This window comes from Nocardia sp. NPDC127526, from assembly GCF_042672265.1.
GTDB lineage: Bacteria > Actinomycetota > Actinomycetes > Mycobacteriales > Mycobacteriaceae > Nocardia.
Genome location: NZ_JBHXVO010000001.1, coordinates 455,600 through 469,869 on the forward strand (window position 1 = coordinate 455,600; position 14,270 = coordinate 469,869).

General features: G+C 65.8%; 11 protein-coding genes and 1 tRNA gene. 5 read left to right on the top strand and 7 right to left on the bottom strand.

Annotated features, from left to right (window positions below; translation table 11 throughout):
- Positions 1–127: 127 nt before the first annotated feature.
- From ACFVIV_RS02160 to ACFVIV_RS02175, 4 genes are all read left to right on the top strand, one after another.
- Positions 128–1,309 carry an NAD(P)/FAD-dependent oxidoreductase gene (locus ACFVIV_RS02160; RefSeq protein ID WP_379192918.1) on the top strand — a complete coding sequence of 394 codons (1,182 nt, stop codon included), beginning with the start codon at positions 128–130 and terminating at the stop codon, positions 1,307–1,309.
- Between the two features lie 90 nt (positions 1,310–1,399).
- Positions 1,400–2,401: a hypothetical protein gene (locus ACFVIV_RS02165; RefSeq protein WP_379192919.1), complete on the top strand. Its 1,002-nt coding sequence runs from the start codon at positions 1,400–1,402 to the stop codon at positions 2,399–2,401.
- Between the two features lie 14 nt (positions 2,402–2,415).
- Positions 2,416–2,574 (top strand): hypothetical protein, encoded by a 159-nt coding sequence (locus tag ACFVIV_RS02170; RefSeq protein WP_379192920.1) that lies wholly within the window; start codon positions 2,416–2,418, stop codon positions 2,572–2,574.
- Positions 2,575–2,782: 208 nt separating this feature from the next.
- Entirely contained in the window at positions 2,783–3,328 is a 546-nt protein-coding gene (locus ACFVIV_RS02175) for a carboxymuconolactone decarboxylase family protein (RefSeq protein ID WP_379192921.1), read from the top strand.
- 221 nt (positions 3,329–3,549) lie between these two features.
- On the opposite strand, the gene ACFVIV_RS02180 is transcribed toward ACFVIV_RS02175, so the two are convergent.
- The 7 genes from ACFVIV_RS02180 to ACFVIV_RS02210 form a co-directional block, all read right to left on the bottom strand.
- Positions 3,550–4,947 carry a PQQ-binding-like beta-propeller repeat protein gene (locus tag ACFVIV_RS02180; protein WP_379192922.1) on the bottom strand — a complete coding sequence of 466 codons (1,398 nt, stop codon included), beginning with the start codon at positions 4,945–4,947 and terminating at the stop codon, positions 3,550–3,552.
- On the bottom strand, positions 4,944–6,266 hold the full coding sequence (locus tag ACFVIV_RS02185) for a hypothetical protein (protein WP_379192923.1): 1,323 nt from the start codon (positions 6,264–6,266) through the stop codon (positions 4,944–4,946). The genes ACFVIV_RS02180 and ACFVIV_RS02185 overlap by 4 nt, the downstream gene beginning before the upstream one ends.
- A 504-nt stretch (positions 6,267–6,770) precedes the next feature.
- Entirely contained in the window at positions 6,771–7,142 is a 372-nt protein-coding gene (locus ACFVIV_RS02190; RefSeq protein WP_379192924.1) for a hypothetical protein, read from the bottom strand.
- A 287-nt stretch (positions 7,143–7,429) separates the two neighbouring features.
- Positions 7,430–9,061 (bottom strand): hypothetical protein, encoded by a 1,632-nt coding sequence (locus tag ACFVIV_RS02195; protein ID WP_379192925.1) that lies wholly within the window; start codon positions 9,059–9,061, stop codon positions 7,430–7,432.
- 467 nt (positions 9,062–9,528) lie between these two features.
- Positions 9,529–9,601, bottom strand: a tRNA-Arg gene (locus tag ACFVIV_RS02200).
- Positions 9,602–9,702: 101 nt separating this feature from the next.
- Positions 9,703–10,536 (bottom strand): SAM-dependent methyltransferase, encoded by an 834-nt coding sequence (locus ACFVIV_RS02205; RefSeq protein WP_379192926.1) that lies wholly within the window; start codon positions 10,534–10,536, stop codon positions 9,703–9,705.
- A 132-nt stretch (positions 10,537–10,668) separates the two neighbouring features.
- Positions 10,669–12,135 (bottom strand): flavin-containing monooxygenase, encoded by a 1,467-nt coding sequence (locus ACFVIV_RS02210; protein WP_379192927.1) that lies wholly within the window; start codon positions 12,133–12,135, stop codon positions 10,669–10,671.
- Between the two features lie 460 nt (positions 12,136–12,595).
- Here ACFVIV_RS02210 and ACFVIV_RS02215 point away from each other — a divergent pair, with 460 nt between their 5' ends.
- Positions 12,596–14,233 (top strand): long-chain fatty acid--CoA ligase, encoded by a 1,638-nt coding sequence (locus ACFVIV_RS02215; RefSeq protein WP_379192928.1) that lies wholly within the window; start codon positions 12,596–12,598, stop codon positions 14,231–14,233.
- The last annotated feature ends 37 nt before the right edge of the window (positions 14,234–14,270 follow it).

Below are 14,270 nucleotides of genomic sequence, written 5' to 3' on the forward strand. Positions count from 1 at the left end.
GAGGAGCGGGAAGTTACCAGATAGCCAGGGCAGCGCTGGAGGCAGTGATCCACGTCATTGGCCGGTGCTGTCAGGAATTCAGAGGCTGCCTCGTTCAAGGGGCACGCGAACCAGATAGGAGCGAATCATGAAGCACCGCATCGTCGTCCTCGGGGCCGGATACGCCGGGGCCTTCTCCGCGGCATACCTGGCACGCCAGCTTCACGCCGACGACTTCGAGATCACCGTCGTCAACGCCGAATCCGATTTCGTCGAGCGGCTGCGCAACCATCAACTCGCCGCCGGGCAGGATCTTCGCCACCTGCCATTGACGGAGGTGTTCGCGGGCACCGGTATTCGGCTTCGGGTGGCGCGGGTGAGCGACGTCGACGTCGAGCATCGGACTGTCACGGTGGTCGACGGCGAGGGCATCGACCGGCTCGGGTACGACACCCTGCTGTACGCGCTCGGCAGCACCGCGGCCGACCCGGGCGTCGCGGGTGTGGCCGAGTACGCACACCATGTGGCAGCGCGGCCCGCCGCGCTGCGCCTGCGCGCACGCCTGGATGAGCTGGGCGAGGGCGGGCAGGCTCTGGTTGTCGGCGGCAACCTGACCGCGATCGAGGTGGCTACCGAGCTCGCCGAATCCCGTCCAGGGCTTCGAATCACCCTCGTCACCCGGGGCGAACTGGGAGGTTGGTTGGGTCCGAAGGCCCGCGCTCACCTGCTGCGCACGTTCGACCGGTTGGGTATCACCGTCCACGAGCACACCCCTATCGAGCGGGTCGAGGCGACATCGGCGGTCGCCACCGACGGCACGGTGTTCGCCTCCGACGCGACGGTGTGGGCCGCCGGTTTCGCCGTGCATCCGATCGCCGCCGCCAGCGGTCTCGCGGTGGAACCCAACGGCCAGATCACAGTCGACAATCAGATGCGGTCGGTCTCGCACCCCGATGTCTACGTCGCCGGTGACAGCGCCTTCGTCATCGGCGATAACGGGCACCCGTTGCCGATGTCCTGCGCTACCGCGGGATCGACCAGCAGGCAGGCGGCGGCCGCGATCGTCGGGGACCGGACCGGTCGCAAGATCGCGATGTCCAAGCAGTCCTATATCGGCAACCACATCAGCCTCGGCCGCAAGGACGCGCTGTTCCAGTTGGTCGACGGGGAGGCACGCTCGAAGCCGGGTGCATTGACTGGTCGGGCGGCCGTGCGCGTCAAATCGGCAACCCTCTGGATGTCCGTGTGGGGCCTTTTCCACCCAACCTTCGGAACGCTGAATCACAAGTACCGCTTGGCCACCCGAGAGCACGACGCGGTGCCCGCGTAGGGGCCCGCCCATCGACGCTGCCGCCGCGGCGCGTTTCGAGGCCGGCCGAAATCGGCCGGCCTCACTCACCCACCGTCTCGAGGAGTAGACATGACCACGCTGACGCCGAGCATCACCGATGCGCTTCCCACCCGATGGCCGACGGTGGCCCGAGCGGTCGCCCTGCTCACGGCGATCACCGGTGTACTACTGGTCGCCTTCGCGTGGCCCTCGGTGCGGTCATCGGTGCATGATGTGCCGATCGCCGTCGCCGGGCCCGCTTCTGCGGTCGCGCAGATCCGCACCGCGCTCGAGCAGCGTCTGCCGGGAGGGTTCGAGATCACCGAAGTAGACGACACCGTCGCCGCTGAAAAGCTCATCCGCGATCGGCAGGTGTACGGGGCGATCGACCTCAGCGGCGGCACGTCACAGGTCATTCTCGCCTCTGCCGCCAGCACTGCGGTCGCCCAGACCTTGCAGAGTATGGCCATCGGCCTCGGCCAAGCGGGCAGCACCGGTGCCCCGGTCGCTATACGCGATCTTGCCGCCCTGCCCGCCGAGGACCCGCGCGGCGCGGGCCTGGCCGCAGGCGCCCTGCCGCTGGTCATGGGAGGACTGCTGGCCGCGGTGCTGTTGATCAGGCTCGTCCACGGCACCGGCCGCCGAGTCACCGGGGCACTGGCCTTCGCGGTCACCGGTGGCCTGACCGTGACAGCGATCCTGCAATTCTGGTTCGGCTCACTGAGCGGGTCCTACCCGGCCAACGTCGGCGCTGTCGCGCTGACCATCGCGGCCACCTCCCTGACCGTCCTCGGGCTCGAATCCCTGCTCGGCATCGCCGGAATCGGGATCGGCGCTGTCACCATGATGCTCATCGGCAACCCACTCTCGGGCACCGCGACCGCCCCCGAAATGCTGCCCGGCTGGTCCGGCGCACTCGGCCAGCTGCTACCCCCGGGCGCCGGTGGGCGACTGCTGCGCTCGACCGCCTTCTTCGACGGCCGCGGAGCCACCCACGCCGTCACCGTCCTGGTCGCCTGGATCGCGCTCGGCGCGGTGCTCTGCCTGGTCGGTGGCCTTCGCGCGAGCCGAACCGCCAACTCTTCTGCATAAGCCCATGCCCGGCCATGCTCGGTCAGGAACTTCAGGCGGTCGTCGGTTTGGCCCACACCGGGTTCGATGCTGCCGACGAGGAGAACTGCGTCGTTGTCGAATCCGCGTTGGATCCCTTGCTGGTGGGCGGCGATGTGCCGGCCTCGGCCTTGTTGGCGGAGAACTCGAGCTGAACTACGAGCATTTCGGCGTGAACGGATAGCCCATATTCCGTCCGCCGGTCGGCGGTCGACTCGGCAGTAGGTTTCAACCAGTGGTGCGAGGGGGCGAAAAATTCTTCGCGATCCGGGAATGCCCGAGCGTGGTCTAACCTTCTATGTGTAGATGATCGGTTAGATAATCTCCGGTCATGGAACACGCTCTACAAGAACAGGATTCGTCATGTCCCGTCTGCCTTTGATTCAGCCCGACACCGCCACCGGCAAGGCCGCCGACCTGCTCGCCGGCGTACAGAAGGCGCTCGGTGTCACCCCGAACATGACCAAGGCCATGGTCAACAGCCCCGCCGTGCTCGAGGCCTACCTGGGCTTCTCCGGCGCGCTCGGCGGTGGCGCGCTGTCCGCACCGATCCGGGAGCGGATCGCGCTGCTGGTCGCCGAGGAAAACGGTTGTGACTACTGCCTTTCCGCGCACTCCTACATCGGCGCGAACATCGCCAAGCTGAGCGCCGAGGAGATCGAGGCCAGTCGCCACGGTGAGTCGGCCGACGCGAAAGCCGCTGCCGCACTGGTATTCGCCACCGCGCTGGTGCGTGCCCGCGGTGGCGTCGAGGAGGCCGACATCAAGTCCGCCCGAGCCGCGGGCCTGAGCGATGGCGAGATCACCGAGGTGATCGCCAATGTCGCGCTGAATGTGTTCACCAACTACCTGAACAAGGCCGTGGAGACCGATATCGACTGGCCGGTCGTGCGCCACCGCGAGCACTGATCGGTGCCTCCATCGAGGCGTTGGCCACCGGCCTGCCCATGGTCGCCGAGGCGCTGGAACAAGCAGCTCTGCCGCCCGCCCATTATGTCGACGCTGGAATCAGGTCGACGACCTACCGTCATGTTCCATCCTGATGGGTCCGGAGTTCCATTTCCGGCTGTGTGATCCAATCCGTTCCACTGCCTCTCGTTTCCCGCCGACGTACCCTGTGCGGCCGTCGGTCACGAGAACGGGCGTAGCCCGAGCAGGGTGCGGTCGGAGGCGAGGGCGAATCGGTCGGTGCCCGTCGAGATGATCATGCTGGGGTCGGTGAGGGCGGCGGGGTCGCTGTTGATGGCGAGATAGGGGATGTCCCAGCGGGTCTCGCCGGTACGCAGGTCCAGCGACCACAGGCCGGTGGCGTCGGAGAATACGGCGTGGCCTGCGCCGTGGGCTCGGAGGGTGCCGTCGCGAGCGGCTACTTTCCGCCACAAGGTTTCGCCGGTGCGCAGGTCGAGGCCGGAGGTGGTTCGGGTGAACGGGTCGCGCAGGATCGCGGTGTCGTCGAGAACAGCGATCGCGGCGCCTCGAACAATGGTCGATCCGTCTGCTTCCGGTTCGGAGTACAGCAGGTCGGGATTGGTCCAGCGGATGGCCCCGTCGCGTCGGTCGCGCGCGGTATCGGCCAGCAGCAGTGGGATCGCGTCGTCGGTGGGTTCGTCGAGGGTCAGGGTGTGGGTGGCGGTGTGATCGGTGGTGGCGATAATCCGGCCGGTGCGGTCGAAGACATCGGTGCCGGTCACGTGGTAGTCCGGGCAGGTGATGTTCACCCGTTCGGTGAGCCCCGGCTCGGTGACAACGAAGCGGGAACAACCGTCGAGGCCGGTGGTCCATGTGGTTGCCCCGCTGGTGAGATCGAATCCGGCGATGTCGGCGCCGAGCGCGAAAAGCCCCTGCCCGTGTGTCACGTCGAGCGCGTCGAAGGGGAGATCTTCCCATCCGGCACCCATGGCGAACTGGTGGGACCAGTACCGGTCCGGGTCGGCCCGGGTTCCGGAATGCACTCGGACGTCATCGGATTCGACGTCGCCTTCGGCGATGAAGAGCCGCCCGTCGGTCACGGCCAGCGCGAAGGGATACCAGTCGAGCCGAGTGCGGGCGACGATGCCGGTGTCGAGGTCGTAACCGACCAGCTCGAGTGAGTCGGAGGGCGAATTGGCGAAGCAGACGAGTTCGCCGTCGAGCGGGACCGCCGCACAGCCACCGAGATTGGCGGCGGGTGCTCGCCAGCGGGTCCGGCCGGTGTCGGCGTCGATACCGAACATGGTGGCATCGCGTAGCGACGAGTCCTCGTCGGCGATGCCGGCTACGGTCACCAAGGTCGCTCCGGCGCGGATGAGTCCGGGATCGCCGAAGTCGAATTCGGTGCCGTGCAGTGGAGACCGGAATTCGGCGGCCGCGGCACCGAGCAGGGCGGTGGCGTCGACCGACCATGCCAATCCTGGTGCGGCGTCGTTGGTCCCGGTGATCTTGCGTAGTGGGTCGGCAGGCTGCATCAATACGGCTACGGCGCCCGCGCTGGTGAGTACGGCGGCGATCGCGGCGAATACCAGCCCGCGCAGTCCCGGTGTCGTGGTCATGGATTCACGTCCAAGCCGGGGGTGAGGGCGATCGACTCGAGTTCGGCGATGGTGAGCGGCTCGGCCGGAGCGGCGGCCGAGGACTCGAGTTCGACTCGTGTGCCGGACCGGTGCGTGACCGAGACCGTGCGGGAGACGGTGATCGAAGCCGCGGTGGCGTATTCGGATTCTCGAGTCGCGACCACGGCGCCGTCGGGCAGAGTTCGGGTCGTTTCACCATGTGCTCGAGGTGGCGTGGTAGGCAATGGAATTCCGGTGCGGATCGACAATTCCAGGCGCGAGGTGCGGTCACCGGCGGTGAGCTGAATGCTCAGGCACAGCCCGCCCCCGTCGTATTCGCCCGGCCGCAAACCGGTCAGTGGCCGGTCCGTGATGTAGCCGTCGAGGCGAATTCCGGCCAGGACGGCATCCAGCCGCCTCGCGGTCGATTCGGGAATCGGGTCGGAGTCGTCGAAGAAGGCGACCGAACATGCGCCGGTCGAGGTCGATGTCCCGGGTGGGATCGGCGCGGTGACCCGCACATCGTCGAGGGTGGCCAAGGTGGCCAGTTCGTCACGACTGAACGGGACGGTGCCCGATGGCTTGCCGTCGTACTCGTTCGCATCCGTGGCACGGACGCTGACCACGCTGCCATCGGGCCGGTACGCCGTGGCGGTGCGTTCCTCTGTGCGGACCCCGTCGATCTCCGACCAGGTGTCGCGCAGATCCACTGTGGTTCCGTCCGTCAGTATCCGGCGTTCGTCGAGCGAGCCTGCCACGCACGGCGGCACCGGCTCCCGGGACTGTCGAACCGAGACCCACAGCGAACCGGACCAGAAACCACGGCGCAATCCGGCCTCGGCGTGGGTGAATCCGCCGAATTCGTCTTCGCCATCGCCGAGAATCGGTTGGAAGACCAGCGAGTGGTTGATCGACGCCCAGTCCAGCACCACACCGTCGGGCAGCGCGGACCGAAGGGCATTCGACATCGCGACCGCCTTGTGTTCGGAGAACCACGGGTAGGCCGGATTGTCGTAACCCGGTAACCCGCCGACCATTCCGTACCGGCCCTCGCCGGGTGGCTCGACCGTCGCGCACCCGGGGATCTGCACCGGGTAAGAGACGTCGGGAGTGCGATAGATATGCGTGGTTTCCGGCGATGTCGTCGTCGGCCGACTGGTTGGGACAGCGGTGGTGAGCTCGGGCTCGGGTGTGTGTATCAGCCCGGCCACGATGACGCCGCTGGCGACGGCGGAAACGCACAGCAAACCCACCGTCCACGCTTTCACCCGGGGGGACGGTGCTCGCTTCTGGTCGTCAACGGTCTCGCTGTCGGGCATGGCTGGATCCTTCGCTCGCTCGGCTACGCGAGGTGTCAGACGGCCTGCGTGCGCCCCCACCAGCGGTCCCGGCGGACAATTTGTGACGGTATGTCACGGGCAACACGATCGGCAACGGTGTGAAGCCCCCCAAAACCAGGGTTGAGCGCCCGGCCATCGGTGAAAGCTATCTCGCGGGCCACGCACTCTTCGGGAGTCAGCAGTACGCGGCCGTCGCGGACTGCAACACCCTTGATCGCAACCGAATACCTGTGCGGTACCTAATCGGATGCAGCCGATCTGGTGGCCTCCGACGCCCTGGACGCTCTAAGTCGCTCGCGCACAGCCCTTTTCGGTGGCGCTCGTGGTCATTGCGGCTCGATCTTCGAGCCCCCAGTGAATCGGTGTGAAGCGCCCCATGTCACCGCATCGAACTGAGCACAGTGTGCGACAAGCGGCGGGAGCAGTATTCTCCGATAACTGCCACCCACCCAGATTGTGCTCAATACATCGACCCATTGTTGGTCACAGTGACAGCAGTTGGGCAGATCGCCCGATGGCGACGAACAGCGCGAATGCGGCACTGAGGAGCCCAACCAACTCGGCTGCCGGATTCGGTGGTCTGACCGCGAGGTCGATCAAGAAAGCGAACAAAGCCGCGACCGGTGTGAGAACGGGCCAGGCCCATGCGTGCCATGGCAGGAGGAGTCCGATGACGACCAACTGGTCGGCGATCAGTAGGGGTATGCCCCACCGTCGCTGCCACTGGATGCTGCGGGCCTCTGCGGGCGAGATCTCATAGTCGGGTATTGCCGGTCGTCCACCAGAGTTGAGAAGAATGCCAGGCAGACGCAGAGCAACCACAACCCAAGTCGCTATCCAGAGCAAGATATCCATGTGCGGTTTCCTAAGTGGTCGGACCGGTAATGTCGTGCGTTGCCACTAGGGAGAACGCGGGCCAGAACTCGGCGATCGAGTGGCCATACCTACCTCGGAGCGTGATCACGATATGAAGGTGCTCCACAGAGTCCGCCTGCGCCGTTGTGGTGTCCAGTTCAATCGCAATATTTCGGCGACAAGCGAAACAGCAACCACGCCAACGCTGATCCTGTGCCCCGCCTCCAATAAGTAGGAGTAGGCCAGCTGCCGAATTGGGGCTCGACGGATCGGTCGACCTGCGCGAGCTACCGGATGCGCGGAATGCCTTCATGGGTGACGAACTCCTTCAGCACCGCTACGTAGAGCGCATTATTCGGCCCGTATCTGCTCGAATACTGTTGCATCCACGGCCCACGCCTGCCCTTTTTGAATACCCTGGCCGAAACACACCCGCGACTTTCATGAAAGGTTATCCGATCGACATCGGACCAAGGCAGTTCCACGAATTCAGTGCTTTCCCGCCGGAATAAGGACGTGCGCGGATACCGGAGCCCGGCACGACTGATTCGAATCCGATTCTGGCCGAATTCAGCCTCCTTTCCCATCGCGAGATTCGCCATTGTCGCGGGCAGTTGTTCTGCCGCAATGTATCCGTCTATCGTCGGGCCGAACATCCTCATGCCCTCATGTTGCGCAGGACCCACTATCCCGCCGCGAAGGTTGACACCGAACCCCAATTCATCCCCATTGGTCAGCTTCAACCGAGCGCCGTAGAACGTGGACGTCATACCTCCGCTGCCCGAATAAAAATCGTCATACTGACATTCGGCCACCGCCGCCCACGGCAGGACCAGACAAAACGGCGGGTCCACGTTCTCGACGACCATCCCACGTTCATAGACGAACATGCGACGTTCCAATGTTGGCTTGCCTGCGAGTCTTTCCTTGTCCTGGAAGAACTCTCGGACCGGTTTGCCCAGGTGATGACGATCGGCCAGTTGGCGCACCGGCAGATAATCGGTCGGGTAGACGTCTGGTTTGCTGGCGTTGTCCGTCGCGGCGAGGCCGCGCTCTGGCTCCGCGGCCCGCTGTCTGGTCGATGCGCCATCCCCCGGGAGCAGCCCCGCTGCGGTGAAAACGTCATCAGCGAGTGGGACGTCGTGGCGATATCCGCGACTGCGGGCCTCAGCGGCGAGTTGCGCTTCGTAGGATTCCTTACCGTTCAGCATCCAAGTGGCGCCCGTCGCTTTCGCTGTAACCACCGGTCCCGCATGGGGAATCGAATCAGGTATGGATCGCCTCTGGTACCAGGTGCGAGTGCACCAAGGAAACACGTACGCCCAACCGATATCAACGACATGGTCCGGCGGACCGAGAGTGAAGGGGTCGTTTCGGTCGTTCTGTGTGTCGTAGTTCTTCACCAAACCAAGGGCATTCGAGCGGAGCACGGGAAGGGCCAGCGGGCCTTCGGTGACGTCCAGAAACGGCATGTCCTCGACCGGAGTACCCAATATTCGCCGCGCAGCCCGCGGCTCGAGCCGCATTGAGCCGCTGAAGGTTACGGCCACCATGCCCGAATCGCTCGACCAGTCCACGCGAACGTCTTCGTCGGCGTCACGTCCGATCAAGGTCTGTACCCGAGATTGGTTCGTCTCGTATCGAACTCCGGTGAAGCCCAGCGCGTTCAGCGCGGTTCGTGCCGTTTCCATCACGTCGGCCGATGCGGTCTGATCGGCTCGGATCTCGATCCGTGCGCGCAGACTCAAACCGTCCTCCAGTCGCCAGAGGCGGGTGACGAACCCCGGGTATGGAAGTCCTCCGGTGACTTGTGACCACCAATGCGACATCTGCACCCGCAGTACCGCCTCCCAATCAGCAGCGAGCCCGAGCGTCGCCTCCGGGTGCTCCGATAGAGGTTCGGACACGCTGTTCGACATCACTCTCTCCCAGAGGTTGGGGACAGAAGGTGAACGTACCGCCTGGTTGCGGCAGCCGAATACCTTTCGGCGAGAGCCGAATCCACCTCATTCCCTGGACATATCCGGGAAGAAGGCGGTCAGCACACTCGCATTCGTCGCCGGTTTCCAGGTGCGTGGCCGTCTCATCGGCACACGGCGTTGACCAGCACGCCGGTACCGGCGGGGGACATGAGCCAGTTTGACGGTCAGCGCGTCGAGGGCGCTCTTCGGCAGCGAATAGGCCGGGATCAGGGTGCGAAAACATTACGGGCGCGCCATGGTCCGAAGAAGCTATCCCATTTGACAGAGGCGCTCTGAGCTGGGTGCTAGCTGTCGGCAACCCGTAGGGTATGAACCTGCGACACGCGACCTGCGGTTTCTTGGTCGCAGAAATCTACCTGCGACACAGACCATCACCTGACCTGGGCGAATGATGGTCTCGGCTGTGCCCTCGGCAGGATTCGAACCTGCGACACCCGCTTTAGGAGAGCGGTGCTCTATCCCCTGAGCTACGAGGGCTGAATTGGTGGCGTGGAGGGCCGGCCAACCCGGACGCGGGGGAGTCTACCTGGTTGGGGGCCGGGGGACAGCATCCATTATCGGAGGGGATGGCGTGGCGGTCAGGGTTTGGTGGCGGTGGCGATGATGTAGTCGGCCCAGGGGGACCAGACGGTGAGGCCGGGGCGGCTGAAGGTGGCGCGGAGGAGGGGGTTGACTCGGCGCATGTCGGGTTCGCGGAGGCGCTTGCCCAGGTAGTGGGCCAGGGGGGAATAGACGTCTTTGCGGATGGAGTAGGCGGTGATGTTGTGGAAACCGGCTGAGCGCAGGAGGTTTCGGTAGTGGGGGAGGGCGCCGCGGGGGGTGATGTCGGCGGTGACGAGTTTGCCGCCGGGGGCGAGGACGCGGTGGGCTTCGGTGAAGAAGCGGTGGTAGGAGGGGAAGTGGAAGGCCGATTCGAGGGCGGTGACCTTGGTGCAGGAGGCGGCGGGGCGGGGGAGGTCGACGGCGGAGCCGTACTCGAAGTGAATGCGGTGGGACAGGCCCAGGTCGGCGGCGCGGCGGGTGGCGATGTCGATCTGCTCGCGGGCGATGTTCATGCCGATGATTTCTTTGGGGGCGAACTCGCGGGCCCAGAGGAAGTCCTGGTCGCCGTAGCCGAAGCCGACGTCGAGCTGGATGTCGTCGGGGCCCAGGTCGGCTTCGCGGGCTACCAGGCGGGCCAGATCGCGGCTGGCCTCGTCGAGGGTGGCGGGGGCGTTGCGCCAGTAGCCGAGGTTGATGAACAGGGAGTTTTCGCCGAAGAGGTTGTGGGGGCCGACGATGTCGTAGACGCGGCCGATGCGGCGGTGGGGCGGGAGGAAGGGGACCTTGGCCCATTCGCGGCATTCGCGGGCCCAGCGGGCGGTGCGCTCGGGCAGGGTTTCGGCCGGGAGGCCGGCGGTGGTCAGCGACATTGGGACCCTCCGAAATCGGATTATCCCCGGCGGCCGTCTATGTCTCAGGCGATCTAGCGTCGGATTGATGTCAGTCTCAGACAGTTCGGCCGGGGAGTCAAGGGGCGGTCCCGCCCCGGCCGAATCGCTCCGCTACCGCGCGACCTGCTGCTCGTCGTAGTCGGAGGGCTTGAATGTGCTTGTCTTCCAACGGAACAGCGCCGTCATACCGGGCCAGTTGTTGGTGATCCGGCCGGAGGCGTTGCGGTACCAGCTGGAGCAGAAATTCCAGGGGGTGTCCTTCAGCCGATGCTGCAGCCAGTCGTCCCAGGACTGCTCGACCTCGGCCCTCGCGGAGATGAACCGCCCGGGATGCGCGCCCAGGTACTGCGCCGCCTGCCGGATGTAGCGGGCCTGCGATTCCAGCATGTAGATGATGGAACCCGCGCCCACATTGGTATTCGGGCCGTACATCATGAACAGATTCGGGAAGCCGGGCACCGACATGCCCAGATACGCCCGCGCGCCTTCGGCCGACCATTCGTCGGCGAGCTTGCGCCCGCCCTGCCCGTAGATGTGCATGGGCGCGAGGAATTCGGTGCCCTTGAATCCGGTGCCGTAGATGATCACGTCCACCGCGTGCTCCACGCCGTCGGCGGTGCGAATCCCGTGGGGCGTGACCTCGGTGATGGCGTTGGTCTCGACGTGCACATTGTCCTGCGCCAGCGCCGGGAAGTACTCATTGGAGAACAGCCCGCGCTTGCATCCCGCCGCGTAATCGGGAGTCAGCTTGGCGCGCAACTCCGCATCGGGCACCTGCGTGCGCCGATGCCGATCGGCCAGCGCGATCACCGGCACCTTGATCGGCGGAATATCGGTGAGCGCCAACGCCATCACCTCGAAATAGGTCCAGATGGCGAACCGCTCGGCCAGCCGCGTGACCGGCACGTGCTTGAACAACGCGTGATGCAGCGCGCTGTACTCGGTGTCCCACTTCGGCAGCACCCAGGCCGCCGAGCGCTGGAACAGCGTCAGGTGTGCGACCTTCGGCTGAATCCGCGGAATGTATTGAATGGCACTGGCTCCCGTGCCGATGCACGCCACCCGCTTGCCGGTCAGCTCCACCGAGTGATCCCATTCGGCCGAGTGGAACGCCGCCCCGGTGAAGCTGTCGATCCCGGGCAGATTCGGCATGGCCGGCCGCGACAGCTGTCCCACCGCCGGAATCAGGATGTCGGCGATATGGGTGACCCCGTCGGTCGTGCGCACCCGCCAAACACCGGCCCGCTCATCGAATTCCGCATCGGTGACCTCGGTGCCGAACTCGATCCGCTGCGGCAGCCCGTGCTTGTCCGCGACCGCGCGCATGTACTCGTGGATATCGCGCTGCTGCGAGAACCGCCGCGGCCAATCGGATTTCGGCTCGAACGACCACGAGTACAACGGCGAGGGCACATCGCAGGCCGCGCCCGGATAGGTGTTCTCGCGCCAGACGCCGCCCAGATCCGCGGCCTTCTCCAGAATGGTGAAGTTGGTCAGCCCGTGGCGCTGCAATTCCAGCGCCATGCCGAGTCCCGCGAACCCGGCGCCGATGATGAGAATGGACGGCTCACGTTGCATGACTCGACGGTAGAGGCTATCGCGCCTGGTCACGCAGACATCCCCGGTCAGTGAATCCGTATTTTCGGCCATCTCCGCACGCCCGCGCGCCCTGGCGCCCACGATCGCCGCTCACAAGCGAGTGTCCGAGTCAGTGAGCAGTCCTGACCTGCGACAGCGCGCCCCGACTGGACAGTGTCACGTCAATGTACCTATATTCACGGAAGATCTTGCTCCAATTTACTTGTCCTGGTTGGTGATTGGCAGTCTGCTGCGCCGCAGGGGGCGTCGTCGCGTGCCGACCCGGCCCAGGACTACGGAGCCGGCTGGTCATCGTGTTGGGCGGTGGCGGGTCGGCAGCAGGCTGCGGGACGGCGAAGGTGGGGTTCGCCGTCCCGCCGCCTTGTCTCCCGGTGGGCTATTCTCGCCGACAGTGACTCAGTTCACTCGCCAGTAGGGACATGCAAGGAGCGGTTGGGAAATGTTGAGCACCATGCAGGACGAGCAGCTCTCGCTCGCCTCACTACTGCGGTACGCGGCCACCTTCCAGGGCGACAGCACCGTATCGACCTGGACCGGAGACGGCGTCCGCACCCAGACTTTCCGCGAGCTCGGCGCCGATGCCGCCCGCCTCGCCAATGCCCTGCGTGACCTGGGCATCGGCGAAGGCGACCGGGTCGGCACCTTCATGTGGAACAACAACGAGCACATGGTCGTCTACACCGCGGTGCCCGCCATGGGCGCGGTGCTGCACGCGCTCAACATCCGCCTGTTCCCGGAGCAGCTGGTCTACGTGGCCAACCACGCCGAGGATCGGGTCGTCATCGTCGACGGCACCCTGCTGCCGCTGTTCGCCCAGTACCTGCCCAACCTGAAGACGGTCCGGCACGTCATCGTCGCCAATGGCGATGCCGCCGCGCTCACCGCGCCCGAGGGCGTGCAGGTGCACTCCTACGCCGAACTGCTTGCCGCCCAGCCCGATACCTACGATTTCCCGATCGTGGACGAGCGTTCCGCCGCCGGCATGTGCTACACCTCCGGCACCACCGGCGATCCCAAGGGCGTCGTCTACTCGCACCGCTCCAATGTGCTGCACGCCATGCAGGTCTGCCAGCCCAATGGCATGGGCTTCAATGGCGCCGACACCGTGCTGGCCATCGTGCCGCTGTTCCACGCCAATGCCTGGGGCCTGCCCTATGCCGCGCTCATGTCGGGCGCGAATCTGCTCATGCCCGACCGCTTCCTGCAGCCGCAGCCGCTGCTGGAGATGATGGCCGCGGTCAAGCCGACCTTCGCCGCCGCGGTGCCCACCATCTGGGGCGGCGTGCTGGCCGGATTGCAGGCCGCGCCGCAGGACATCTCGCATCTGCGCACCTGTGTGGTGGGTGGCGCCGCGGTGCCGCCGTCGATGATGCGCGCCTTCCAGGAGCGGCACGGCGTGAAGCTGCTGCACGCCTGGGGCATGACCGAGACCTCCCCGCTGGGTTCGGTGGCGCACCCGCCCGCCGAGGCGGAGGGCGAGGAGCAGTGGACCTACCGCTATACCCAGGGCCGCTTCCCGGCGCTGGTGCAGGCGCGGCTGGTCGCCGACGACGGGTCGGTGCTGCCCAATGACGGCGAAGCCCTGGGCGAGCTGGAGGTCAAGGGGCCGTGGATCACCGGCGCGTACTACTCGCCGAGCGGTGAGGCGGTCGACCCCGACAAGTTCGATGACGGCTGGCTGCGCACCGGCGATGTCGGCAAGATCAGCCCCAATGGCTATCTGACCCTGGTGGACCGCTCCAAGGACGTCATCAAGTCCGGCGGCGAGTGGATCTCCTCGGTCGATCTGGAGAACGCGGTCATGGGCCATCCGGCCGTGGCCGAGGCCGCGGTCATCGGCATTCCGGACGAGAAGTGGGACGAGCGGCCGCTGGTGGCCATCGTGCTGGCCGCCGGCGCGGAGGCCAAACCCGAAGAGCTGCGCGACTTCCTGGCCGACAAGTTCGCCAAGTGGCAGCTGCCCGAGCACTGGACCTTCATCGAGGAGGTGCCCAAGACCAGCGTCGGAAAGTTCGACAAGAAGCGGCTGCGGGCGCAGTACGCCGAAGGGGCGCTGACGGTCACGACCTTGTCCTGATCGGTTCCGCTCGCGCCTCCTCGTCCGTACCGTTAGT